The sequence below is a fragment of the Haloferula helveola genome, assembly GCF_037076345.1.
GTDB classification, from domain to species: domain Bacteria; phylum Verrucomicrobiota; class Verrucomicrobiia; order Verrucomicrobiales; family Akkermansiaceae; genus Haloferula; species Haloferula helveola.
On record NZ_AP024702.1, the window covers coordinates 640,477 to 664,431 of the forward strand.

General features: G+C 62.4%; 18 protein-coding genes. 6 read left to right on the top strand and 12 right to left on the bottom strand.

Features of this window, described 5'->3' with window-relative positions:
• Window positions 1-18 precede the first annotated feature (18 nt).
• The 3 genes from HAHE_RS02115 to HAHE_RS02125 all read right to left on the bottom strand — a co-directional run bounded on the left by HAHE_RS02115 (window position 19) and on the right by HAHE_RS02125 (window position 1,701).
• The gene (locus HAHE_RS02115; RefSeq protein ID WP_338688175.1) at window positions 19-921 is read right to left on the bottom strand and encodes a hypothetical protein; all 903 of its coding nucleotides are present in this window, start codon (window positions 919-921) and stop codon (window positions 19-21) included.
• A complete protein-coding gene (locus tag HAHE_RS02120; protein ID WP_338688177.1) occupies window positions 914-1,462 on the bottom strand; it encodes an RNA polymerase sigma factor in 549 nt (182 codons plus the stop codon). The genes HAHE_RS02115 and HAHE_RS02120 overlap by 8 nt, the downstream gene beginning before the upstream one ends.
• Window positions 1,463-1,524: 62 nt before the next feature.
• Entirely contained in the window at window positions 1,525-1,701 is a 177-nt protein-coding gene (locus tag HAHE_RS02125; protein WP_338688179.1) for a hypothetical protein, read from the bottom strand.
• A 263-nt stretch (window positions 1,702-1,964) separates the two neighbouring features.
• Here HAHE_RS02125 and HAHE_RS02130 point away from each other — a divergent pair, with 263 nt between their 5' ends.
• The 4 genes from HAHE_RS02130 to rpmB all read left to right on the top strand — a co-directional run bounded on the left by HAHE_RS02130 (window position 1,965) and on the right by rpmB (window position 7,046).
• Complete coding sequence (locus HAHE_RS02130) at window positions 1,965-2,897, top strand: PmoA family protein (RefSeq protein ID WP_338688180.1); 933 nt, start codon at window positions 1,965-1,967, stop codon at window positions 2,895-2,897.
• Window positions 2,894-4,321, top strand: coding sequence for a Gfo/Idh/MocA family oxidoreductase (locus tag HAHE_RS02135; RefSeq protein ID WP_338688182.1), 1,428 nt, complete (start codon window positions 2,894-2,896; stop codon window positions 4,319-4,321). The genes HAHE_RS02130 and HAHE_RS02135 overlap by 4 nt, the downstream gene beginning before the upstream one ends.
• 49 nt (window positions 4,322-4,370) lie before the next feature.
• Window positions 4,371-6,701, top strand: coding sequence for an alkaline phosphatase D family protein (locus tag HAHE_RS02140; protein WP_338688184.1), 2,331 nt, complete (start codon window positions 4,371-4,373; stop codon window positions 6,699-6,701).
• An 81-nt stretch (window positions 6,702-6,782) separates the two neighbouring features.
• Complete coding sequence (gene rpmB, locus HAHE_RS02145; protein WP_338688185.1) at window positions 6,783-7,046, top strand: 50S ribosomal protein L28; 264 nt, start codon at window positions 6,783-6,785, stop codon at window positions 7,044-7,046.
• Window positions 7,047-7,114: 68 nt separating this feature from the next.
• On the opposite strand, the gene HAHE_RS02150 is transcribed toward rpmB, so the two are convergent.
• Both HAHE_RS02150 and ruvA read right to left on the bottom strand, forming a co-directional pair.
• A complete protein-coding gene (locus HAHE_RS02150) occupies window positions 7,115-8,392 on the bottom strand; it encodes a hypothetical protein (RefSeq protein WP_338688186.1) in 1,278 nt (425 codons plus the stop codon).
• Window positions 8,389-8,982 carry a Holliday junction branch migration protein RuvA gene (gene ruvA / locus HAHE_RS02155; RefSeq protein WP_338688187.1) on the bottom strand — a complete coding sequence of 198 codons (594 nt, stop codon included), beginning with the start codon at window positions 8,980-8,982 and terminating at the stop codon, window positions 8,389-8,391. Before ruvA ends, HAHE_RS02150 begins: the two co-directional genes overlap by 4 nt.
• A 179-nt stretch (window positions 8,983-9,161) precedes the next feature.
• Between ruvA and HAHE_RS02160 the strand changes: the two genes are divergently transcribed.
• Together HAHE_RS02160 and HAHE_RS02165 are read left to right on the top strand one after the other, a co-directional pair.
• The gene (locus HAHE_RS02160; RefSeq protein WP_338688189.1) at window positions 9,162-9,473 is read left to right on the top strand and encodes a hypothetical protein; all 312 of its coding nucleotides are present in this window, start codon (window positions 9,162-9,164) and stop codon (window positions 9,471-9,473) included.
• Window positions 9,474-9,608: 135 nt separating this feature from the next.
• On the top strand, window positions 9,609-10,037 hold the full coding sequence (locus HAHE_RS02165) for an NADH-quinone oxidoreductase subunit A (protein WP_338688190.1): 429 nt from the start codon (window positions 9,609-9,611) through the stop codon (window positions 10,035-10,037).
• Window positions 10,038-10,165: 128 nt separating this feature from the next.
• On the opposite strand, the gene gyrA is transcribed toward HAHE_RS02165, so the two are convergent.
• The 7 genes from gyrA to HAHE_RS02200 form a co-directional block, all read right to left on the bottom strand.
• Complete coding sequence (gene gyrA / locus HAHE_RS02170) at window positions 10,166-12,796, bottom strand: DNA gyrase subunit A (RefSeq protein WP_338688191.1); 2,631 nt, start codon at window positions 12,794-12,796, stop codon at window positions 10,166-10,168.
• A gap of 34 nt (window positions 12,797-12,830) precedes the next feature.
• Window positions 12,831-15,386, bottom strand: a complete 2,556-nt coding sequence (gene gyrB / locus HAHE_RS02175) for a DNA topoisomerase (ATP-hydrolyzing) subunit B (protein ID WP_338688192.1) — start codon at window positions 15,384-15,386, stop codon at window positions 12,831-12,833.
• A gap of 147 nt (window positions 15,387-15,533) precedes the next feature.
• Complete coding sequence (locus HAHE_RS02180; protein WP_338688193.1) at window positions 15,534-16,607, bottom strand: hypothetical protein; 1,074 nt, start codon at window positions 16,605-16,607, stop codon at window positions 15,534-15,536.
• Between the two features lie 66 nt (window positions 16,608-16,673).
• Window positions 16,674-18,143, bottom strand: a complete 1,470-nt coding sequence (locus tag HAHE_RS02185) for a thrombospondin type 3 repeat-containing protein (RefSeq protein ID WP_338688194.1) — start codon at window positions 18,141-18,143, stop codon at window positions 16,674-16,676.
• 66 nt (window positions 18,144-18,209) lie between these two features.
• The gene (rho, locus tag HAHE_RS02190) at window positions 18,210-20,135 is read right to left on the bottom strand and encodes a transcription termination factor Rho (protein WP_338688196.1); all 1,926 of its coding nucleotides are present in this window, start codon (window positions 20,133-20,135) and stop codon (window positions 18,210-18,212) included.
• Between the two features lie 58 nt (window positions 20,136-20,193).
• The gene (locus tag HAHE_RS02195) at window positions 20,194-22,794 is read right to left on the bottom strand and encodes an Amuc_1098 family type IV pilus outer membrane protein (RefSeq protein WP_338688198.1); all 2,601 of its coding nucleotides are present in this window, start codon (window positions 22,792-22,794) and stop codon (window positions 20,194-20,196) included.
• An 89-nt stretch (window positions 22,795-22,883) separates the two neighbouring features.
• Window positions 22,884-23,945: an Amuc_1099 family pilus-like system protein gene (locus HAHE_RS02200; protein ID WP_338688200.1), complete on the bottom strand. Its 1,062-nt coding sequence runs from the start codon at window positions 23,943-23,945 to the stop codon at window positions 22,884-22,886.
• Window positions 23,946-23,955: the final 10 nt, after the last annotated feature.

Below are 23,955 nucleotides of genomic sequence, written 5' to 3' on the forward strand. Positions count from 1 at the left end.
CCCGGGAAGCCCCGGAACTCAGAAAAGCTCGTCCAGTTGCTCGGCCTCCATCTCTCCGAAGAGCAGGAACACCCGTCCCTTCTCCTTCCATCGGGCGACCGCCCACTTGCCGCGCTGTTCGGCAGCCGGAGCACCGCCGGGCAGCTTGGCTCCGTCCACATCGCCGGCCTTGAACACGACCATGTGAACCTCGTCGCCCTCCCCGCGACGGAAACAGACGATGACCCCGGGCTTGCCGTCGACGTTGAGGTCCATGCAGCCGATGCCGGGCACTTCGCTCAACCCCTTCGGCAGACAGCCTTCCGGGCAGGCGCGGCCGCGCGTCCGAATCGCCTGGAACAGCCGCTTGTGATCATCCTCCTTCAGGTCGAGTTTGAACTTTGTCCCCAACCGGGAGAGCGCCGCCTCCTCAACGTGCGAAATCGGCACTGCCGAAGAGACAACGTCACTCGGACCGGAGGGCGGATTGCCCGGCCGGGACATGACGAAAGCGAGTGCGATCCCGGCCGCAGCCGCGAGCGGCACGCCGAATCGCCACCAGTGACGGCGCGCACCGGAAGCCTCCGGAGCTGTGGGCACGGACCGCTCCATCGCCGCGAGAATCTCCCCACGCAACTCACGAGGCGGAGCCACCTGCGACAGCGCGCCGATCAGCGAGCCATCAAACTCGTCCTTCTCGGGGTAGTCCCCCCTCTCGGCCGCCAGCCCGGCAAGGATCTCCTCGCGAAGTCCGTCGGGCAAGGTGAGACGCGACAACGCCTCGGAGAACTCGGCATCCTTCGCGCGCTCCTTCGACAACCACTCTCCGAGTTCGCGGTCGGCGGCGGCCATGCGCAACGCTTCCGAGAAGTCCGAATTGTCGGCATCCGCACCGTCGGGGCGGAAACACTTCAGGATGAATCTGGCTTCTTCCTTATCCATGTTGGTTCTTCAAGGTGTCCGGTTGGATCTGCAGGATGTTCCGGGGCGCGCTCGCCGGCTCGGCGGTCATCCGTTTGCGCAGCGTTTCTTTCGCCCGGGAAATGCGGGACATCACGGTGCCGATCGGGATGTCGAGAATCGACGCGATCTCCTTGTAGCTGTGCTGCTGCAGGTAAAAGAGGGTGATCGGGGCGCGAAAGGTCTCATCAAGCTCCCCGAGAAGATCGAGCGCCCGCTGTGCGTCCATATGGCGATCCGCCTCGTCTTCGGTCGCCTCCAGCCGCCCGGCCACCGCCTCGGTCAACTCCTCGTCGGAGTAACGCTTCGACTTCCTCGCATGCGAGAGGAACTCGCGATGCAAGGTGGTGAACAGCCAGGTCTTGGCCTTCGAGCGATCCTTCAACTGGTGACCCTTCTGTGCCCAGATGCAAAAGGTCTGCTGCACCAGATCGGCCGCCGTCTCCCGGTTCTTCGCCATTGAGAGGGCAAAGCGGTACAGCGGCTCGTAGTGAGCATCGACCAGTTCCTCAAATTCGCTCATTCGCCCCGGTCAGAGAGACCCGGGCGGCGAATTATTCCAACCGAAATTCGGCAGGTCCGCGGTCAGCGGCATCCGGGAAACGGAATCACGTTGTCGGGCAACTCCCGACGCTCCTCGGACGAACGCCTCCCGGGGCGCTCGGCGATCTTGTCGGCGAGATTGAGAATCCAGTGGAGATCCTGACGGTCTTGTGGGGCCTTCGCGATGAAGGCGACTTTTTGTACGGCCTGACGGCTCATGGTGATTGGAGTAGGGGTTGGGTGAGAACCTCGACTCCCGTTCGGCCTGTTCCTTGGGGGGCACGGGCACAGCAGCCATGCGGGTGCGGGTGAACGTGTTGAAAACAAACAAAACCCAATATCATTGCAAGCCATAAATCGCTTATAGTTAGATACTTTCGATATGTTAACTATCTGTGAATAACGACTTTCAACCTGCAACCCCATCCGCATACCCCATTCTGGGGTCTTGATCCCAGCCATGGATCGCCTTGGATGCTCCCATGCGCTCAACCCACCTGATCGCCGTCGCCCTGCTCACCACCGCGACGGCCCACGCCGCCTTCGAAATCAAATCCACCGATGGCAAGGTCGAGATCCTTGAGGACGGTAAGCCGCTCACCGCTTACTACGCCGCCCGCTCCCCCTACGTTTATCCGCTTCCCAGCGCCTCGGGAGCCAACCTCGCCCGCAACTGGCCGATCAAAAAGGGCGTCGAGGGTGAGCAAACCGACCACCCCCACCACACCTCGCTCTGGCTCAGCCACGGAGCGGTCAACGGTCACGACTTCTGGTCATGGCACGGAAAGGGAAATCCGGAAATCCGTCACACCGGCACCAGCGACACCGAAAGCGGTGAAAAGCACGCCGCGTTCACCGTCGATCTCGAGTGGGTGGCGGACGGCAAGACCCAGCTCACCGAGAAGCGTCGTTACCGCTTCGAGCGAACCGACCCCAAGACCCTGACCATCGAAGTGGATTCCCAGCTCACGGCCGAAGGGGCGGACGCGGTCTTCGGTGATACCAAAGAGGGCACCTTTGCAGTCCGGGTCGACCGCACCCTCCGACTCAAGGGATCGTTGGCAAAAGGTGGGATCTCCGACAGCGAGGGCCGCAAGGACGGCAAGACCTGGGGCAAGCGCTCGAAGTGGGTCGCCTTCCACGGTCCCGACGAAAAGGGCGAACCGGCGGTGGTCGCGATGTTCGACCACAAGGACAACCTCCGCCACCCGACGTGGTGGCACGCCAGGGACTACGGTCTGCTCGCCGCGAACCCCTTCGGCATTCACGACTTCGAGGGGAAAAAGGACCGCAAGCTCGGTGAGTATGTGCTGAAGAAAGGCGAAACCCTCCGGCTGCGTTACCTTGTCGTCCTTCATCACGGCACAGTCGAGTCGGCCGGACTTCCGGAAAGATGGAGCGCCTTCAACCCATGACTCCGAACCGCCGCAACTTCCTCCGCACCTCCGCCCTCGCCTCAACCGCCGTTTGGTTCGCACCGAACGCGAAGGCAGCCCCCGCCTCCGAAACGCTGCGCGTCGCAGTGATCGGTTTGCGGGGACGGGGCAAGAGCCACGTTTCGGAGATCCTCGGCGCGAAGGGCGCCAAGCTCGTCGCGGTGTGCGATGTCGATCCGGAGGTGCTCGCGAAGACCGTCAGCGATCTCGACCGGAAATCGGTCAAGGTCACGACCTACAGCGACTTCCGGAAGCTCTGCGAGAGCCCGGAGATCGATGCCGTCACGATCGCCACTCCCAACCACACGCACACGCTGATTTCGGTCACGGCCGCGGCGAACGGGAAGCACGTCTATGTTGAGAAACCTGTCTCCCACTGTGTCTGGGAAGGCCGCCAGCTCGCCCTCGCCGCCGAGAAATTCGGGGTGATCATCCAGCACGGATTCCAACGCCGGTCCGAAACGGCCTGGAAGGATGCCTTCGAGTGGGTCCGTGGAGGCGAACTCGGCAAGCTCAAGATCGCACGGGGATTCTGCTACAAGCCCCGTCCCTCGATCGGCAAAGCCAAGGGCGCCCAGCTCGCCCCCGAAGGACTCGACTACGATCTCTGGTCGGGTCCCCGGATGCTCCAGCCGATCCGGCGCAAGCAGTTCCACTACGACTGGCACTGGCAGTTCCCGTGGGGCAATGGCGACCTCGGCAACCAAGGCCCCCATCAACTCGATGTCTGCCGCTGGGCCTTGGACGACCCGAAGGACCTCCCCCGCTCCATCCGATCGTTCGGCAACCGGTTCGGCCACGACGACGATGGCCAATGGGCGAATACCCAGATCGTCGCATTGGACTACGAAGCCGCACCCATCCTCTTCGAGGTCCGGGGGCTTCCCAAGAAGAACCTCGACTACAAGTCGGGCATGGATGAATTCCGCGGCCAGCGGATCGGAAACGTCATCGAGTACGAAGGCGGTGCCCTTCTCGGCGGTCACGGCGCCCGATGCACTGCGGTCGATTCCGACGGCAAGGAAGTGCGCAAATTCTCAGGTAGCAAATCCCACTTCGTCGCGTGGATCGAGTCCATCCGCAGTGGCAAGCAGGACCCCGGGCTTTCCGCAGAAAGCGGCCACCTTTCCTCGGCCCTCGCCCACCTCGGGAACATCTCGTGGTTGCTCGGGATTCCCGGTGGCGACGACTCGGACATCGACGACCCGGCCGTGCAGGACGCGCTCGACCGGATGAAGGGACACCTTGCGGCCAACGGCATCGATCTCTCGAAGACCCCGATGCGGGTCGGCCCGAAACTCGAGACAGTTCCCGGCGAGGAGAAACTCACCGAGCCGTGGAATGCCCGCGCGGCAGGCCTTCTCAAGGACACCTACCGCTCGGGCTTCGAGCTCCCGATCTGATGCGGAGCGGGTGTTGCATTGCCCGCGATCGCGGCGCTAGCCTCCGGCCGTGAAGCCCTTCCTTCTGTCCGTTCTGCTGATCACCGTGGCATCCGCCGATCGGGTCGCTCCGGTGATCTCGCCGCAAACCGAACGACCCTGGCCCGGTCGCGATTTCTGGGCAAATCCCTCCGAAGACTGGATGCTGGTCGACGGTCGGATCGAGAACCGCTTTTCGGGCGGCAACCGCAACCTCGTGGTGCTGACAGGAGAGATCGGCCCCGCTCGTGAGGCCTTCACGCTGACGACCAACGTCGACCAGATCTCCTTCGAGACCCGGGGAGAAGGCTATGTCGGCTTCGAGGTCGGACGTCAGGGCGATTTCAACGACTATCGGGACTCCGCGGTCAGCGGCTCGGGCCTTGCGGTGGGTATCGACTTCACCGGCCGACCCTTCATCGGTTCCGCCCTTGAGGAAACCTCCACGGTACCGATGCCGATTCGAAATCTTGATTTCGAATTCAAGGCGGAGCCCGCCGAAGGTGATCTCTACCGCTGCACCCTCCGGGTCACCGACGCCACGGGGAAGATCGTAGGCAAGGCGACGACCGAAGTTCACGGCTCGAGGCTTGAGGGACTGGTCGCGCTGATGGCTTCCACACAACTTCCGAAGCCCGTGAAACTCACCGAGCCGCGCCCGGCCAAGCTGCCCGCGATTTCCCAGCTCCGGGGTGACGAGGGCCGCTTCGCATTTTCGCGAGTCGACCTCAGCGGCGGCAAGATAGTGGCCCGTCCCGAACGTGCCTTCGGTCCCATCCTGTGGTCCACCTACACCCTCGACAACGCGGGAGTGCTCCGACTGCTCATCCAGGCGGCTCCTTTCTCCCGCAACGCCAAACTCGAAGCCACCCTGGACCTGCCGGGTCGCGAGCAGGTCCTCGCCGATCTCGAGCCCAATTCCCGCACCGCGCTCTTCCGGGTCCGTAACGTCCCCACCGACAGGCCGACCGAGTTCACGGTGACCCTGACCGGAACCAAATGGACGGGAACGATCCAACCTCTGCCGAAAAGCGGAAAGGTCACCGTCGCCTCGCTGTCGTGCAACGACGCGACCGGTTTCCCCCACAACGATCTCGTCGCCAATGTCACCGCTCAGGAACCCGATCTCATCACGTTCCACGGCGACCAGATCTACGAGGGCATCGGCGGCTACGGGCTCATCTACGACCAGAAGCCGAACGATCGGGCCCTGCTGTCGTACCTGCGCAAGTACGCGATGCACGGCTGGACCTGGCGGGAATTGCTCAGGAACCGGCCTTCGATCACCATCCCGGACGACCACGATGTCTTCCACGGCAACCTGTGGGGAGCCGGCGGAAAGGCGGCCGATGTGAGCCGCGGATACGGCAACCCCTCGCAGGACTCCGGCGGCTACAAGATGTCGGTCGAGTTCGTGAATGCCGTCCACCGCAGTCAGGCCGGCAATCTCCCCGAGCCCGCCGACCCGGCACCGTGCCGCAGCGGGATCAGCGTCTACTTCACCCGCTTCGCTTACGGGCCTTTGGATATCGCGGTGCTCTCCGACCGTCAGTTCAAGTCAGCCCCCAGAGACCTCCTGCCTGTGGCGGAGATCGAAAACGGATGGCCTCGCAATCTCCGCTGGGACGCCAAGACGGAGTCCTCCCACCCCGATGCCGAACTGCTCGGCCCTCGGCAGGAGGCATTCCTGCGACGCTGGGCGCGCAACCCGGCCAAGGGAACCAGCTTCCGGCTCGCCATTTCACAGTCGCCGTTCTGCGCTCCGCAGACCCTGCCGAAGGACATCCACGACGATACCCGCGTTCCGAGCCTGCCGATTTACAAGGATGGCGAGTATGCACCGGACGACGAACCCAAGGCCGACTTCGACACCAACGGCTGGCCGCGCGAGAAGCGTGATCTTGCGCTCGAGCTGATGAAGGAAGCCAAGGCCCTTCACATCACCGGCGACCAGCACCTCGCCACCACCGGCCAGTACGGGATCGAGAAATGGAAGGATGGCACCTGGTGGACCGCGACGCCGGCCACCGCCAACGTCTGGCCACGACGCTGGATGCCCTCCGAGCCCGGCAAGAACCGGCGTTCGGACGACCCGAAATGGCTGGGTGACTTCACCGACGGCTTCGGCAATCCGATCACCCTCCATGCCGTCGCTAACCCCCGGGACATCGACCGCGAACCCGCCCGGCTCTTCGACCGCGCGGTCGGCTACTGCGTGACCACCTTCGACACCTCCAGCGGTCGGATCACCCTCTCCACATGGCCCTATTGGGCGTCGCCCGCCAAGGCCGCCCCTGACAACCAACCGTATCCGGGCTGGCCGATCGAGATCGACCCGCAGTCCGGCCAGCGAGTGCGCTGAGCAGTTGCCGCGATTTCCCTTGACGGCCGGGGGCGCCCGTGCATCCTTCGCCGCCCGTTCAACACGAACCCTTTTCCCACCATGGCCCGCGTCTGCAGTATCCGAGGAAGCCGAGTCCGCTCCGGCGGCAAAATCAACCGTTCCGGTCTCGCCAAGAAAAAGGGCGGCATCGGCCGTCACGTCACCAAGGTGGTGAAGCGCAAGGTGACCCCGAACCTTCAGTCGAAGCGTATCTGGGTGCCCGAGCTCAACCGCTGGGTCCGCGTGACCCTCTCCTGCCGCGCGCTCAAGACGATCAACAAGAACGGCGCCTACGCGACCCTCAAGCAAGCCGGCATCATCTGATCGGCATTCCAGCTTTTCCGAAAGGCCCGGGGCAACCCGGGCCTTTTTCGTGTCCGCCACCCGACACCTCAGGCGGGAGCACACGGCAGCAGCACCGCGTCGCGCATCCCGTGGATCTTCTTCTTGTCCGCCGGGGCAAGCGTCGCCAGACAGCCGCCAAGGCTCGTCTCTCCGGATCCGTCGATGAAGTAGTAAGGGCAGAGCCGGACCCGCCCGCGAAACGTCTCGATCGAGCCGTCATCCCGATACACCGGGTGCTCGACCACCCGGGTCTCCCGGAATTCCTGCATGATCCATGGCTGCTGGCCGGCATCGGCAAGGGCATGCCGGATGCGCTGCTTCCACTCGGCCGCAGGCAGGTCATGTCCGACGAATACCCCGCGCGACCCCCATGCGGTTTCGTGGAATCCGCTGATTTTGAGAACCAGCTGCCGCTCCTTCTGACTGAACTCCGCGACCTCGTCCCATGAGTGGACTTCCAGTCGGGGCAGAGCGGCCTGAGGCGGCAAGGGCGACGGGTCGAGCACCCAACTGAATGGCACCAGTTCGCGGATCCGGTCGAGGTGGCTGCCCCGCATCATGTCGCGCCAGAGAGGCTTGAACGCGGGTGTCCACAGAAGCGCCAGCCAGAGCTTGTCTTCCAGATGCGGCAGACACGGCGGGTTCATCTTCACCGCCCCGGTGACGGACGCCTCCGCCAAGGAGCGGAACAAGGGCAGACTCTCCCAGTCGAACCATTCGAAGAAGCGGTAGACCTCGTCGGCGCCCCCTTTGAAATCCGCCGCCGGCACCACGCTGCGCCCCCCTCCGGCTTTCGCCACCAGCCACTCCATCTCCGCCAGGTAGTCCTCCGATTCCTCCGAAATCACCACCGAGCCCCCTTCCCCGAGAATCGACGAGAAGCCATCGAGCATCCCCGAGGCACCTCCCAGAACATCGAAACCCGCGGAGGCGTAGAGCTCGGACAACCATGCCGTGATCCCCATTCCGCCCGGCACGGCATCGAGTTCGGTCAGCGCAAATCCTCGGTCCTGCAACAGCAGGTCCGGCCGGATCACGCGCGGACGCTGACCTTGGCGTCCTGCCTCGCGCTGAAGCTCGATCATCCATGTCGGCTTGCCGGTATCGAGCAGCTCGGCGATCCATCCCGGCAGGGAGCCTGCCGCACTGCGGCGATAGATCTCGTCGCAGGCGTGCTGGAAACGGGCCAGCGGATGACCCAGCCCTTGTAGGAAACGCGTCTCCGCCTTGGTCAGCCTAAGCGGCTCCGGAGAGAAGCGCCAGCCACCTTCGTGCAATCCCCCTTCCGGAAGGGCGCCGCGAATTTCTTCCAGCGACAAACTCATGTCATCGATTTCAGGGCGCCACGCACCAACTCTTCGGTCGAAGCATCCGGCCGCTCGTCGAGCAGCTTCCGGACCGCCTTACGGGCTTCCACCTGCTTGTAGCCCAGTGCCACCAATGCCAGCTCCGCGTCGGCCGCCTTCGGCTGCACCTCACCGGCCTCCACACCCCGCCAGGTCTCGGCGACGCCCACCTTGTCCTTCAGCTCGAGAATGATCCGCTCCGCGGTCTTCTTGCCCAAGCCCTTGATCTTCGACAGCTCGGCGCTCCCTCCGGACGCCACGCAGGCCTTGAAACGGCTGACCGGCATCCCGTTGAGGACCGCCATCGCGATCGCCGGACCGATTCCGCTGACCCGGTCGATCAAGAGCAGAAAGACGTCACGCTCCTCGTCGTTGGCGAAGCCGTAAAGCTGCTGACCGTTCTCCCGAATGTGGTGGTAGGTGCGCAAATCGACCTCGAGCCCCTCAACCGGCTTGAGCCCGTCCATGCTCGAGAAAGGCACCAGCACCTCGTATCCTACCCCTCCCGCGTCGACCACCAACCGGTTCGGATAACTCTCCCACACCTTCCCTCTCAAGCGGACGATCATGGGGCGGCAGCTTGCGCCGCCCGCCGCCTGCGTCAACCCCTTCCCTCACCCCTTGAACAGCGATGAAAATTGTTTAAATTGTCTTAAATTTTTGTATTGCAAAATATTTCGGCCTATTTTTAATCGTTACCTTTTTTTGAGTCGCTTTTGTTACAGGTTGCTGCTATCCTGCCGCCGCTATGGCAACCACCACGAAACGCACCCGGTTTTCACGCCGGCTTCCAGATCACGTTACGGATGAACTCTGCAATGTCCTCGCGGAAGATAAGGTGTTCGGTTTCAACGACCTGTTCGAGCGTGTGTTCGAGAACCTGAAGCTTCGTAACGCCGTCAGCGGAGGAGAAGAGATGCTCCGCCTGCGTGCCTACGAGAAGCTCCAGAACCTCGTTACCCGCGGTCTGGTCGAGAAAATCGGCAAAGAATACAAAGGAACCAATCGAGTCCACGAGGCTTCCAGCGAATGGCTCGCGAAGCAGCAGCAGGAAGATTGATTCCCCACCCACTGTGCTTTCCCCTGAAACCCGTGCCGGAAGTTCCGGCACGGGTTTTTCTTTGCCCGGCCAGACCCTCCTTTTTCGTTCTTGGCAGCCATCCGGGCTCTTCCTATCAACGGCGCGGAAACTTCGATGAGCAGCCAGTTCCTTCCCGTATTCTTCCAGATTCTCGTGGCCGCAGGCTTCGCGGCCGTCACGCTCACCCTCAGCGTGCTGCTCGGGAAGTCCGCCCGCCGGAACGACACCAAGGACACCGCCTACGAATGCGGCATGCTCCCGATCGGGGAAGGCGCTCCGCGCTTCTCGGTGAAGTTCTACCTCGTCGCGATGCTGTTCGTGATTTTCGACATCGAGGTGGTCTTCATGTACCCGTGGGCGGTTCAATTCCGCGATCTCGTCGCTCAGAACGCGACCGCCTTGGTGAGCATGACCGGATTCGCCGGCATTCTCGCCTTCGCCTACGTCTACGCGCTGAAAAAGGGCGCGCTCAGCTGGAAGCCGGAGGTCAAGGGCGCGACCGAACCCGCCGCGGCAGCGGTCGAAGAAGGCGCGACCGCCTGAACGGACCTTCATCCTCTTTCTTTCGCTCCGGCAACCGCTAGGGCAAGGGCCCGGAACACCGGCCCTACCCGATCCGCCCGCTCTCAGTTCAGCGGGCTAGATCGAGGCAGGAGCAGTGTCTAACGCGATCAAGCTTCGTCGGCGGAGTCGCCTTCGGTCGATCCGGCCTCAGGTGCCTCGGGTTGTTCCGATTCCTCGGACTCCCCTTCCTCGTCCTCGTCCTCATCGGGGATCACCCGGGCGATATCCTGGAGCTTCTCGTCACCCTTCAGCGACAGCAACTTCACGCCCATCGTGTTCCGTCCCGCCTCGCGAACTTCGGAGACCCGAATACGGATACTCTGGCCACCCGAGGTCATCAGCATCAGCTGGTCCTCGTTGGTCACGGCCACCGCGCCGACAAGCTCGCCGGTCTTGTCGCCGACCTTCATCGTGATGATGCCTTTGCCTCCGCGGCCCTGGACGCGGTACTCGTCGAACGGGGTGCGTTTGCCGATCCCCTTCTCGGACGCCACCAGCAGCGTGCCGTCGTCGGTAACGAGGGACAGGCTGACGACGTAGTCATTCTCGACCGGACGGATCCCGGTCACCCCCGCGGTCGCCCGTCCCATCGGCCGGGCCTGATCCTCGACAAAGCGCAAGCTCATGCCCTGGCGGGTCACAAGCACGACCTCGTCCTTGCCGCTGGTCAGGCGGACTCCGATCAACTCGTTGCCCTCCTCCAGCTTGATCGCGATGATCCCGTCCTTCCGGTAGTTCCTGAAGTCGTTCAGCGGAGTCTTCTTCACCTTGCCGCTGCGCGTCGCGAAGAACACATAGCCGGCGTCCTCACGGAAGGTGACGTCGTTGCCATCGTCATCCGTCGTCCGCTCAAGGCGCAGCATCGCCGCGATGCTTTCCTCAGGCTGCAGATTGAGAACGTTCTTGATACTCCGCCCCTTCGCGGCCCGTGATCCCTCGGGAATCTCGTAGACCCGCTCCACATACACCCGTCCGGTGTTGGTGAAGAACATCAGGTAATCGTGGGCCTGGACCGAGAAGAGCTGCTCGACGAAGTCCTTGTCGTCCTCGTCAGCACCCCGCGTTTCCATACCGCGAACCCCCTTGCCTCCGCGACCCTGCACCCGGTACTCGCTGGCGGGCGTGCGCTTGACGTAGCCACGGTGGCTGAGGGTCACGATCATGCCCTCGTTCGCAATCAGATCCTCAATCGCGATCTCACCCTCGTCCGGAAGGATCGGGCACCGGCGCGGCGTGGCGTGCTTCTCTTTGATCTCGAGAAGCTCGGTCTTGATGATCTCAAGCACCCGAGCCTCGCGGGCAAGGATATCCATCAGGTCCTTGATTTCCTCGATGACCGAGTCGTATTCGCCCTTGATCTTGTCCTGCTCCATCGCGGTCAGCTGATAGAGCCGGAGTTCCAGGATCGCGTTGACCTGGCGGTCGGTGAATACGTAGCGGTCCCCCACGAGGCTCGGTTGATCGCGGATCAGCACACCCAACCGCTCCGCCGTCGCGATGGGGAAATCGTAGGCCTTGAGACGTTCACGGGCCTCGTCGCGGTTCCTCGACTCCCGGATGATCTTGATGAAATCGTCGAGGTGACCGAGTGCCAACAGGAAGGCCTCGAGGTTCTCGGCGCGGTCCTCGGCTTTCTTAAGAAGGAAACGGGTCCTGCGGATGACGACGTCACGGCGGTGCTCGATGAAGGCGTCCAGCGCGTCCAGCACCGACAACTGCTTCGGGCGGCGCTCGTGGATCGCGAGCATGTTGACCCCGAAGGAGGTCTCCATGGCGGTCAGCTTGTAGAGCTGGTTGACGACGACCTGCGGTCGCGCGTCGCGTTTGAGAGTGATCTCGATCCGCGTTTCCTCGTCGGAGAGGTCGCGCATGCCGCTGATGTCGGTAAGTACCTTTTCCCGCACGAGCTCGGCAATCCGGATCTGCAGGGTCGCGCGGTTCACTCCGTGCGGCACCTGACGGATGGTGATGGTCGATGTACCGGAGGCATTCTCCTCGACCTCCATCGTGCCGCGCATCTTCACGCTGCCGCGTCCGGTGCGGAAGTAGCTGTCAATCCCCTTGAACCCGCGAATCTCGCAGGCCGTGGCGAAGTCAGGCCCCTTGATGTGCTCGCGGATGCCGTCAATCGTGATCTGCGGATCATCGATCCGCGCGCAGACGCCGTCGATCACCTCACCGAGATTGTGGGACGGGATATTGGTCGCCATCCCCACCGCGATACCGGTCCCGCCGTTGACCAGCAGGTTGGGAATCGCCGCCGGAAGCACCACCGGCTCCACCGAGTTTTCGTCGTACGTGACCTGAAGATCGACGGTCTCCTTCTCGATGTCGGTCATCATCGCCGACCCCATCTGGGTCATGCGGGCCTCGGTATAACGCATTGCCGCGGGGGCATCGCCCTCCACCGAACCGAAGTTGCCCTGACCATCGACGAGCGGTTCGCGCAGCGTCCACGGCTGGGCCATGTTGACCAGTGTCGGGTAGATCGCTCCGTCCCCGTGGGGGTGATACTTACCCATCGTTTCACCGACGATCCGCGCGCACTTCAGGTGCGGCTTCCCTTGGGTAAGGGAAAGATCGTGGTGCATAGCGTACAGCAAACGCCGCTGCGATGGTTTGAGCCCGTCCCGGGCATCCGGAAGGGCGCGCGAAATAATCACGGACATCGAGTAGTCCAGGAAGGACTTCGACATCTCGTCCGCCACATTGATCGACTTGATCTGTTCCTCTGACATTATTCTGGAAAGTCTCTGGGTTCGCCTCCGGGCCTCAGACGTCGAGGTTTTGCACGTTCAACGCGTTGTCTTCGATGAACCGCTTCCGCGGCTCGACGATGTCACCCATCAGGACATCGAACATCTTGTCCGCCTCCAGGTTGTTCTCGTCATCCAGCCGCACCCGGAGCAGCTTGCGCGTCGCGGGGTCCATGGTCGTCGAATAGAGTTCCTTGGCGTTCATTTCACCCAGTCCCTTGAATCGCTGGATGCGCATCCCCCGCCGGCCGATTTCGAGCACCCGGTCGAGGATCTCGAACAGATTGAAAACCGGACTCGGATCGGTGTCCTTGCCGTCGCCTTCGACCAGTTCGTAGAGCGGCTCGTCGTCCGCGAAGAACGGATCCGTCCGCACCCCGAATTCCTGCAAGCGCGCCAGCAGCTTCGAAATCGCGTGCGACTCGTGCAGCTCATACTTCATCGCACGCCGGGGCATCGAGCCGTAGCGTTCCTTGAACTCGGCTTCCTCGGTCTCGGACAGTTCCTCCTCGAACAGCCGCAGGTCCCGGTTCTCCGACGCGAAAGCGAGCAAGTCGCGCTCGATGGCGAAGTAGTGGATCTCCTCGTTGTTGCCCTCCCGGACCCGGACCATGTACTCCGGAAGTTTCCCGTCAACGCGCGCATCCAGCAGGTCCCGGAAATTGCCGCCGTGTCCTTCCAGCGTCCGCGTGTAACGGGTCAGCTGTGCCAGCACTTCGAGGACCGCCTTGAGCAGGTCGCTCTCGACGAACTCATCGGTTCCGGGCTTTTGCAGCCGCACGTCGTCCGAGCCGAGGGAAATGAGGATGCGGTTCAGCGACGCGTCGTCCGCCACATACTCCTCCCGCTTCTTCCGGGTGACCTTGTAGAGGGGCGGCTGGGCGATATAGAGGTATCCGGCCTTCACCAGCTCCGGCATGTGCCGGCAGAAGAAGGTCAGCAGCAGCGTCCGGATGTGGGATCCGTCGACATCGGCATCGGTCATGATAATGACCTTGTGGTAGCGGACCTTCTCGAGCTGGAACGCACCCTCCTGATCTCCTTCGCCGATCCCCGCACCAATCGCGGTGATCATGGCCTGGATTTCCCGGTTCTGGAGCGCCTTGTGGAGCCGGGCCTTCTCGACGTTGATCACCTTGCCCCGGAGGGGAAGAATCGCCTGCGTCTGCCGGTTGCGGCCGGACTTGGCCGAGCCACCCGCGGAGTCACCCTCGACAATGTAGATTTCCGACTTCGCAGGATCCCTCTCGGAGCAGTCCGCCAGCTTCCCCGGCAAGCCGCCGCCTGACATCACCGACTTCCGGACCGTTTCGCGAGCCTTGCGGGCCGCCTCCCGGGCACGCGCGGCATTCACCGCCTTGTCGATGATCGTCTTGGCCAGATTCGGATTCTCTTCGAAATAGGTCTGGAGGCCGTCGTACACGATCGAGCCGACCACGCCCTCGATCTCGGCGTTCACCAGCTTGTCCTTGGTCTGCGAACTGAAACGCGGATTCGGCATCTTCACGCTGATCACGCACACGATGCCCTCGCGGACGTCATCACCACTGAGCGCCGGATCCTTCTCCTTCAGCAGCTTGTTTGCCTTCGCATACTGGTTGATCGCCCGCGTCAGGGCGCCGCGGAAGCCGGTAAGGTGAGTGCCTCCGTCCGCATTCGGAATCGAGTTGGCGAAGCAGAGGATCTGATCGTTGTAGCTGTCGTTGTACTGGAAGACGACGTCCGCGAAGACATCGTCCTCCACCACCTTGCCGTCGTAGTCGACCGTGATCTTGCGCTTGCCCTTAAGAACGACCGGATCGGCGTGCACCAAGGTCTTGTTCTCACCCAGCTGCATCACGAACTCCTCGATGCCCTTGGCATAGAAGAACGTGTCCTTCTTGGCCGACTCCGGACGCTCGTCCTCGAGATCGATCGTCAGGCCGGGATTGAGGAAAGCGAGTTCGCGCAGGCGCTTCGCCAAACGTTCGAACTCAAACTCGATCGTATCGGTGAAAATGGTGGCGTCCGGGAAGAACGTGACCGTCGTGCCGGTCTGGCCCTGAGGCACCTCGCCGATCACCTCGAGAGGCTTCGTGGTCACCCCCCGCTCGAAGACGATCGCATGCACCTTGCCCTCGCGACGCACCTCGGCCTTGAACCAGTCGGACAGGGCATTGACGCACTTCGCCCCCACCCCGTGGAGACCGCCCGAATACTTGTAGGCTCCCTGGCCGAACTTGCCGCCGGCGTGCAGGCTCGTGAGCACCAGTTCGACTGCCGGAATTCCGAACTTCGGGTGGATGTCCACCGGAATGCCCCGCCCGTCGTCCACGATGCTGATCGAGCCATCCACATGGATCGAGATGCGGATCCGGTTGCAGTAGCCTGCCAGGTGCTCGTCGATCGAGTTGTCCAGAACCTCGAAGACGCAGTGATGGAGGCCTCGGACATCGGGGTCACCGATATACATCCCGGGCCGCTTTCGCACCGCCTCGAGACCCTCCAGCTTGTCGATCTGCTCAGCACCGTACTGCTGCTCCCCACTGACCTTGGTTTCGGCCTCTTCAGGCTCTTTGGACTCGTCGGACATGAACCCCCAAAAGGTCCGAAATCCGGAGGTTCGAGACAAGGCCGATTGTCCTCAAAACGGACATTTTTCGGGCTTCTCAGAGCAATCCCAAGCCGCTGATTTTCAAAATTTTACAGCGCGCCGGAAAACCGCTCCGAGTTTGAAAAATCAGGCCAGTCCCAAGCACTCTTTTTGCCAGTCCATCCACTGGCTCTCGTAGCCCTCGTCTTCCGCTGCGAGAGCCTCGATCATCGCCCTGGAACCGAGCAGCGAGGAATCGATATCGAGTTCCTTGGCGATCTTGTTGCGGCGGCCGATGAGATCGTTCACGCGCTGGTCGAAATCCCGGTCACGGCGCCTTCTGAGCCCCTTCATCTTCTTCGGATACGACGAAGGATCCGCCGCTTCCGCTTCCTTCAGTGCCGCCGACAACCGTCGCTTGCGGTCAGGACGGTAGTGATGGGGAAGATCAAGGCGCCCGCCTGCCGTGAGAATCTGGCTCCACTCGACCAACTGCTTGTTGGTCACGACCATAAACGAAGGACGGTCCCATTGCTCGGCCTCGCTGTCCCTCCAGTTCCAAAGGCACCGGAGATAGTTGAGCCCTTTCCGATCCAGGCGCCCGGCGCCTTGGATTCTCCACGGCTCGTCTTTCAACTCGTCCCTCTCGAGCACCTTGGCTTTCGCCCACTCGCAGCTCTCCACAAACCAGCCGAACCGGCCCGACTCCTTGAGAGCCTTGACGATCATCTCACCCATCGGGAGCAGATAGCGGACATCATTGAGCGCGTAGTCCACCATCTTCGGAGACAACGGTCGCTTGCCCCAGTCCGCCTTCTGCGAAGACTTCGAAAGGGAGACGTCGAAATAGTGCTCGACCAGATTTGCCAGCCCGAACTTTCTCACACCGAGAAGCCGGGCACCGATCTGGGTGTCGTAGACCTTGACCGGAAGCTGATCGCACTCCCGGCGGATCATGGTCATGTCGTAGTCCGCCCCGTGCATCCAGACCGTCGATCCGGTCAGGTAATCGTAGAAGGTTCCCAGATCCTCGATCGCAAGCGGATCAACGAGCACGCAGCGGGAACCCCAAGCAAACTGGATCAGGCACAGGCTCTCCCGATACCGGTGAAGACTGTCAGCTTCCGTATCAACGGCGCAAACGGGCTCATCTCCAACCTCGGCCAGCAGTGCTCCGAGAGCGGCGGGGGTATCGATGAACTCGCTCGAAACCGACTCCATGCAGGACGGATTGGGAAGGGAAGGCGAAATGACGGACGTGGGGGGAGAGGCGGCTCGGGGAAGCCATCAGTTGATGGTGACTTCGCCGACGCTCACTTCGGCGATGAAATCACCCAACATGATGGGATCCGCGTCGGTGGTCGACCGTTTCGCGGTGATGACCAGCGACGTGTCGTCGTTGGTCGTGATCGCCCAGTCCGGATCGTTGGCCTTGACCGTGCGGAACGTGACGCCGCCATCCTCGGACACACGGAAAGAGTAGTTCGCGAGGGCGTTGGCCAGCTTGTTCACGGTGAAGGTCACGAAGTCATCCGGGCCGATCGTCACGGTTGCTTCGGCCGGAGGCGCCGGGAAGTCGAGCGGATCGGTTGGATCCGTGCCTTGGGCCCATTCCTCGATGTTGGTAAAGCCATCACCATCGAAGTCCCGGTTCGCTTGGGTAAGATTCGAAGCTGCGGAGCCTGCACCGAAACCAAAGGTTCGGAAACCGGCATAGGTGGCGACGAAACGGATCGGGAAATTGAACAGACGCACCGAGGTTTCAAAGGTCACCGGGGTTGTGCCAAGGAAGCGGTCGAGGCGAAGCTGGCAGATGCCCGTGTCACCCGGCGAGTAGAAGCCCGGGGGAATGGTGTAGCCCCTGTCCTGAAGCACCTCGCTGAGGGTCAGCGCGATTGGTGTGGCGCTGGGCGGGAAGGTGATGATGTCCTCGTCGATGCTATCGCGGATGGAGAAGCGGTACTGGTCGGTCGGATAGGTGTTCGAGAGTTCCACACCCTGCCACGACACACGGTTGAGCAGGCGCGGATCCATCAGGCGATTGCCCATGCCGTCCCAGCGGCCACCGAGGAACTTGAAACCGAGGTCCGGATAGATCGCCGTGATGTCGACCGCTTCCGGGATGACCTGGTAAGCAACATTCAATCCCAAGCGGGCACCCGGCTGGTTCAGCGATGGGAAAGTGAAGGTATACACACCCTCGACCAATTCAGCATCGAACTGGTCCCTACCTGCCACACCCGGAGGATAAACCCGGAGAAGATCGTAGAGGGCGACATCATACTGCCGGACCGTGTCCGCGAACAGGTTGTAGAACACCACCAGACCGACGTCGGCGAAAGGACCGAGCGGACGGGGAAGATCCGACACCGGGCCGGCCTCGAGGCGGCAGTCGTCCGGCTTGAACGGAGCGATGGCGAGCGCCGGGATCACGTCGGTGATCGACCAGTAGCTCAGGTCGTCCCGCAGACCATCTCCGTCGGCATCACCGAACGCGATGAAACCGGTCGTCCCGAGCGGGCAGAAGAGGTTCGGCGGGATCAACACCGGCGATGGATCCAGCACGCAGGCCGGGTCGATGAAGACGATGCCGTCACGCAGGGTTACGGCAAGATCGCCGCCCCGGAAACTCGCGGCAAATGGCGAAGTTTGGATGTAATCCGCTCCGGTTGAAAAGGTCAGTGCGATGTCCGCTTGGGCGACGGACGTCATGCTCCCGGCCAAGAGGCTGAGAGTGAGTTTTTTGAGCTTCATCATTTTCTGGAAATTCGTTGATAGGACGGGGCCTTACAAGTGTTTTTCTCGCGCGCGAAACGCCAACTCTCAGCGAAGCCCCCGTAGCAAGAGCTCCGTGTTGTTTTGAGTGGCTGAAAGATTCTTCATCAGGGTCTCAATCGCCTCCCCCACAGGCAGTTGGGCGAGCTGGCGGCGCAAATCGAGGACCCGCGGGAACTCGTCCGCATGATACAAGCGATCGTCATTCCGGGTTCCGCTTTGGGGAATGTGGATTGCCGGGAAAATTCGCCTTTCCGCAAGTTCCCGATCCAGCCGCACCTCCATGTTGCCGGTGCCCTTGAATTCCTCGAAAATCACGTCGTCCATGCGGTTTTCGGTCTCGATCAGGGCGGTGGCGAGGATCGTCAGGCTCCCCCCCTCCTCCACATTCCGGGCATTGCCGAAGAATTTGCGCGATTTCTGAAGAGCGACCGGGCTGATACCTCCGGAGCCGATCGGACCTCCCTGATTGGCGGAATTGTGGCCACGGGCGAGGCGGGTGAGACTGTCGAGGAGCAGAACGACGTCCCGCTTCTGCTCGACCAGCCGCTTGGCCCGCTCGATGACCAGATCCGCGACCTGGGCATGGCGCTTCGGCATTTCGTCAAAGGTGGAGGCGTAAACCGTGGCGCCGACGGTCTCCTCGAAGTCCGTCACTTCCTCCGGCCGCTCATCGAGAAGCACCACGATCAGCTCGACCTCCTTGTGGTTGGCACGGATCGCCTTGGCGATCTGCTTCAGGAGAATCGTCTTACCGCCGCGGGGCGGAGCGACGATCAAGCCGCGCTGGCCCTTGCCCAATGGCGCGATCAGATCGATCGCGCGCGGACTGAACCCGGCCGGCCCCGGCGCCTCAAGCATCAGGCGCTCGTCCGGGAAAAGAGGCGTCAACTTGTCGAAATCCTTCCCCGGATCGAACTCGGCGGCGGGCTTGCCCTCGATCTCCAGCACCTCGACCGCACTCAGGAACTTGTCCCGCTCCCGTGGGCAACGGACCCGGACCTTGACGCGGTGACCGGGCTTGATGCCGAACTCACTCAAAAGATTGCCGTTCAGGTGCAGGTCGTCGGGGGAAGTGCGGAAGCTCCGCGAAGGGTCGCGCAGCATCGCGTAGTTTTCCTTCGCCTGCTCGACGATCCCCTCGCCCACCAGATCGGCTCCTTCACGGGCATGAAAACTCAGCAGTTCGAAGACCAGCTGCGCCTTGGTGGGTGCGGCCGACATCCGACCCGGCACGGCATCGGCCATGGCCTGCAACTCACCGAGCGGCTTGGTGCGGAACTCGTTGATATCGATCACCATCGTCGGCTTGGACGGAACTTCCTCGGAAGTGGTGACGGGGTCGGGCGTTTCTTCGCTCATGTTGGAGTGGGAATTCAGAAAGCGCTGGATCTGGGAGCGCAGCAGACGCGGCGGGCCTTCGTTCCAGAAAACGACGTCCGCCCGGCTCATTTTCTCCGCCGTCGGCATCTGGGCCGCGAGGATGGACCGGGAGAGGTCGTCGTCAAAACCGTTGCGATCCTTGAGCCGGCGGAGCTGGGTGTCCACGCCCACCGCGATCAGAAGATTCATTTCCTGCCCGAAATCGAAGCCGTTTTCGAACAGCAGCGGAATGTCCGCCAAAAACAACGGCGCGCCGAGTTTGCGCGCGGATTCGAGGGATTCAAGACATTCCTCCCTTACCCGGGGATGCAAAATCGCCTCCAAATCCCTGCGCGCTGCGTCATCCCCGAAGACCCGGCCCCGCAACACACTGCGATCGATGCCCCCGCTTTCAAGAAGGCACCCGTCGCCAAACCGCCCGGTCACGTCCGCGATGACTTTGGCGTCCTCGGCCAACAATCGCCGGACCGAGGCATCCGACTCGAACAGGACGAGCCCGGGACACAACTCCGCGAACAGGCGGCAAGCGGTCGACTTGCCGCTTGCAATCCCTCCTGTCAGCGCAAGCACCCGCATGGCTTCGGTCAGCATGAAAAACGGGCGGAGGATCGCCCCCCGCCCGTTTGTGAATTCCTTTGGCTCCGAACCGTCAGTCCAACGGAGGAAGCACACCGACACCGCCACCGACGGGATCGACACCACCTCCAGGAGGCGGAGCGGCCGCAGCACGGTTGATCGGGCGACCGGTGGCATCGATGATGTTGGCGGTCACGAAGATAATCAGGTTGCTCTTGATCCGGTTCTCGGCGGTCGACTGGAACAGGCGGCCGATGATCGGGATGTCACCCAAGATCGGCACCTTGTCCTCGACGTTCTGCACGTCCTCACGCATGAGGCCTCCGACCGCGACGGTGTAGCCGTCGAAGATCGTCAGCGCGGTGTTCACGCTGCGCTTGGAGAAGACCGGCATTTCGATGCGGTTCTCGGTGATCGTGACAGTGGTCGGGTTGCCGAGCAGGTCCGTCGAAGGCGACTGGATCGGGCTGCCGTAGTTCACGAAGCCTTCGAACTCGACGATCTCTGGAGCGAAGTTGAGGTCGATCACGAAGTCGTTGGCGCCGATGTTCGGGGCGATCTCGAGCGTCACACCGGTGTTGCGGGTCTCGAACGCGGTCGGAGTCGCCGGGGTCACCGGGAAGCTGCCGCCACCACCGCCGAGGCCGATGCCACCGCCGTTGTTGACGCCACCACCGACGGAGTTCGGAAGTTCCGGCGGCTCGTATTCGGTCGGGTAGATGAATTCGCGGATGATCTCGATCGTCGCCTTCTCACCGGAACGGGCGGTCACGCTCGGAGCGGTCATCAGGTCGGTGCCCTTCTTCTGGGAAAGGCCGCGCATGATCATCTGCACCTGGCCATCCGAGAACAGACCGGTCAGGGCGAGGATGCCGGGAGCGGCGCTCGCGTTCTGGGCGGTGCGGGTCGGATTGTTCAGGATCGCGTCGATGCTGTTGCGGGCGATCGCGCCGTCACCGCTGCGGTTGCCGGCAGTGGCGATGTTGTAAACGTTCTGACCGGGAGTCGCCGGGATACCCGGGATGTTCACCCCAGCCACAGGGCTGAGGAAGTCGGCATTGGTGCGGGCCTGGCCGTTGCCGACCGTGCCACCGCTGGCAAACACCGAGTTGGCGGAGAGTCCGAACGGAGTGACGATCCAGTCGAAGCCGAGCTCGTCGCTGTTCTCCTGGGAGATTTCGACGAACTTGGTCGAGATCTTCACCTGCTTCGGCGCGTCGGTCACGGTGCTTGCCACGATCTGCTCGACGAGGTCGAGGTTGGTCGGGGTGTTGCGGACCAACAGGGTCGAGTTGGAGGCGAAGAACTGGGCCGAGGCATCCGGCGGGAACTTGACGCCGTTGGCCTTGAGGGCCTCGACGATGTTCATGCGGGGCTTCAGCGAGGTTCCGCCGCCACCACCACCGGCAGGAGCGAACGGATCGTCGATTACACCGCCACCCTCGTCACCGCCGCCGTTGCTGATCCGGTTAAGGAAGTCCGGCGGGACGTTGAAGGTACGGGTGAAGAGGTCTTCGCCGACCTCGGTCGCGGGCTTGATGGTCACCGCGAAGTCATCGACCGACCAACGCAGACGGGTCGCTTCGCAGATGTAGTCGAGCGCTTCGGCCAGAGGCACGTTGCGCAGGCGCAGCTCGCTGATCCGCTGGGTCGCCGGCTCGGGAGCGCCACCGCCGACCTCAAGGCCGTCGTCAGCACCGCCCGCGGCACGCGGCTTGCGGATGAAGAAGTTGATGCCCTTCTTGTCCGGATCAAGTTCGAAGGTATCGAGCTCGATGGAACGGACGCGGAGGTAGTCGATCGCCTCTTCGACCGAGGTGTCCTCGAAGTCGATGATCGGGATGACGATGTTGCGCAGCTTCTGAAGGATGTAGGTCGCACCGGCACCCTGGGTCGGGATGGTGCCTTCGCGGTAGTCGACGGTCGGAGCATCCGGCGGCACGGCCATTTCCCATGCGGCGTCAACCTGCGAAAGCAGCTCGGCGCGGGTCTGGTCGTAGGCGGCACGGTAGTAGCTCGTCTTGGCGGCGGCGACCTTCTCCATGCCGCGGCGGGCAGCGGAGTTGTACTTGTCGACGCGGAGCACCTTCTCGTACTCCTCGTGCGCCTTGTCGTAGTCGGCGAGGTCGTAATAGCCCTGGGCCATGTAGAGACCCTGGCGGACCTTATCGATGTTCTTGCTGTGCTCCTCGGTGAGGGCCGGGTTGGTCCGGATCGGATCGTCCAGCCACTCGAGCTCACGCTTCGCATTGAAATTCGTCGGATCGGCCTCGATCACCGCCTCGAGCATCGTGCGGGCCTCGTCGTACTTGCCGAAACGGCGGTACTCTTCGGAGAGCGCCACCGCGGCGTCACCGAGCGATGCCTTGAGGAAGTCGCGACGGTCCTGAAGAAGGGGCGCGTCGGGAAGGAGTTGGAGGGCCTGCGTGTATTTGTCGTAGGCTTCCTTGTAGTCCTTGTTGGCGTAGGCCATCCGGGCCTCGTCACGGAGACGGTCGGATTCGGCGACCGCCTGCTGGCGACGAAGCATCTCCTTTTCGGCGAGGCCGCTATAGCCACCTCCGGAGTATCCTTCGCCAGCATGGGCAACGGTCATGGTGACCGGCATCACAGCGGCCGCCGCCATCAGTGCGGCTACGGTGGTGCGGTTGGAATGCGTTGGCGTTTTTTGCATGGTTGGGCGTTGGTTCTGCCGGTGTCCCCGGCGTTTGGAAAGCGAATTTTTCGGGCAAGTCATGAGTCTTTCAGCAGATTTTCAGGAGATCACTTCCTCGGAATGACGAGGGACTTGGTTTCTCCATCGGCGTCCCACTCGACCTCGATCTCGTCGGGTGTGACCCGCTTCAGCAGGTAGTTCTTCTCCTCACCACCGGAGGGCAGCGAGAACTTGGTGTTTTCCTCGACCTTGAACTGCTTGCCCCCCTCGCCCACGGCGTTGAGCTCGAGGATGGCAGTGCGGTCGTAGTGGTAGTAATCGGGCTTCTGCGCCTTGGGCACCCGGTTCGGGACTTCGTACTTCTCGCCCTTCTTGTTCTCCTTGAGGTCTTCGAACAGTCCGAAACGAAGGGTTTCATCCACGTTCAGGCGCTCGTTCCGGACCTTGCGTTCCTCAATGCCGGTGAACTTGAAGCGGTCCTTGAAGGGATCTTCCGCGAAGAAGGTATCGCCCGGCTCAAGACCACCTTGGAAGTCGACCCGGTTCTTCTGCCCCTTGCCTTCACCTTCCAGAATCTCGACTTTCGGGATCCACTTGCCGCCGGCCTCGAAGCCGAACTCCAGCAGCCAAGTTACCGTCTCATCGCCGACGTACGCCAGCTTGGTCGCGAGTTCCGGATGACTGTTATCGTTGGCCGGGTGGGTCTTGGCGGTGAACTCCTCGAGGTTCGAGAAGCCATCGCCGTCCTCATCGCGCTGCGGCGAATCGGCGAAGTTCGGAGAGACGCCGTTTTCGATCCACCAGATGTTGGGGATCTCGTCGTGGACGTCGGGGCTGTTGAGCAGATCGATCGGCTCGTTCGGATTCTCGCGCTGGGCGAAAAGCGGCACGCCGATGAACAGGTCCACCGGACGCTCGCCACCTTTGAGTCGGTCTGAAGGCACGGTCGCGGCGGCGATCGTACGGTCGCTCGCGAGTGAATTGATCACGCCGGGCACCTTCTCGGCACCCACCACGGCGGTCTCCCCCGGCCGCGGCTGTCCGCCTGCGTCCGAGAATTCCTCTTCAACCTTGCCCAGCTTCATGAAGCCGACCGCGGCGAGTCCGCCACCGACGACCACGGCCGCGCCGAGGAGGATCTTTTCGATGTTCTTGGGAGCTTTTGACATGGAAATTTCG

What these genes read in the sequence shown, in the direction of transcription:
- rho (WP_338688196.1), bottom strand. Translation starts at nt 20,135, where the DNA reads ATGCTGACCGAAGCCATGCGGGTGCTTGCGCTGACAGGAGGGATTGCA.
- HAHE_RS02120 (WP_338688177.1), bottom strand. Translation starts at nt 1,462, where the DNA reads ATGAGCGAATTTGAGGAACTGGTCGATGCTCACTACGAGCCGCTGTAC.
- HAHE_RS02200 (WP_338688200.1), bottom strand. Translation starts at nt 23,945, where the DNA reads ATGTCAAAAGCTCCCAAGAACATCGAAAAGATCCTCCTCGGCGCGGCC.
- HAHE_RS02185 (WP_338688194.1), bottom strand. Translation starts at nt 18,143, where the DNA reads ATGATGAAGCTCAAAAAACTCACTCTCAGCCTCTTGGCCGGGAGCATG.
- HAHE_RS02180 (WP_338688193.1), bottom strand. Translation starts at nt 16,607, where the DNA reads ATGGAGTCGGTTTCGAGCGAGTTCATCGATACCCCCGCCGCTCTCGGA.
- HAHE_RS02195 (WP_338688198.1), bottom strand. Translation starts at nt 22,794, where the DNA reads ATGCAAAAAACGCCAACGCATTCCAACCGCACCACCGTAGCCGCACTG.
- HAHE_RS02125 (WP_338688179.1), bottom strand. Translation starts at nt 1,701, where the DNA reads ATGAGCCGTCAGGCCGTACAAAAAGTCGCCTTCATCGCGAAGGCCCCA.
- HAHE_RS02115 (WP_338688175.1), bottom strand. Translation starts at nt 921, where the DNA reads ATGGATAAGGAAGAAGCCAGATTCATCCTGAAGTGTTTCCGCCCCGAC.
- HAHE_RS02160 (WP_338688189.1), top strand. Translation starts at nt 9,162, where the DNA reads ATGGCAACCACCACGAAACGCACCCGGTTTTCACGCCGGCTTCCAGAT.
- HAHE_RS02135 (WP_338688182.1), top strand. Translation starts at nt 2,894, where the DNA reads ATGACTCCGAACCGCCGCAACTTCCTCCGCACCTCCGCCCTCGCCTCA.
- gyrB (WP_338688192.1), bottom strand. Translation starts at nt 15,386, where the DNA reads ATGTCCGACGAGTCCAAAGAGCCTGAAGAGGCCGAAACCAAGGTCAGT.
- ruvA (WP_338688187.1), bottom strand. Translation starts at nt 8,982, where the DNA reads ATGATCGTCCGCTTGAGAGGGAAGGTGTGGGAGAGTTATCCGAACCGG.
- gyrA (WP_338688191.1), bottom strand. Translation starts at nt 12,796, where the DNA reads ATGTCAGAGGAACAGATCAAGTCGATCAATGTGGCGGACGAGATGTCG.
- HAHE_RS02130 (WP_338688180.1), top strand. Translation starts at nt 1,965, where the DNA reads ATGCGCTCAACCCACCTGATCGCCGTCGCCCTGCTCACCACCGCGACG.
- HAHE_RS02165 (WP_338688190.1), top strand. Translation starts at nt 9,609, where the DNA reads ATGAGCAGCCAGTTCCTTCCCGTATTCTTCCAGATTCTCGTGGCCGCA.
- rpmB (WP_338688185.1), top strand. Translation starts at nt 6,783, where the DNA reads ATGGCCCGCGTCTGCAGTATCCGAGGAAGCCGAGTCCGCTCCGGCGGC.
- HAHE_RS02150 (WP_338688186.1), bottom strand. Translation starts at nt 8,392, where the DNA reads ATGAGTTTGTCGCTGGAAGAAATTCGCGGCGCCCTTCCGGAAGGGGGA.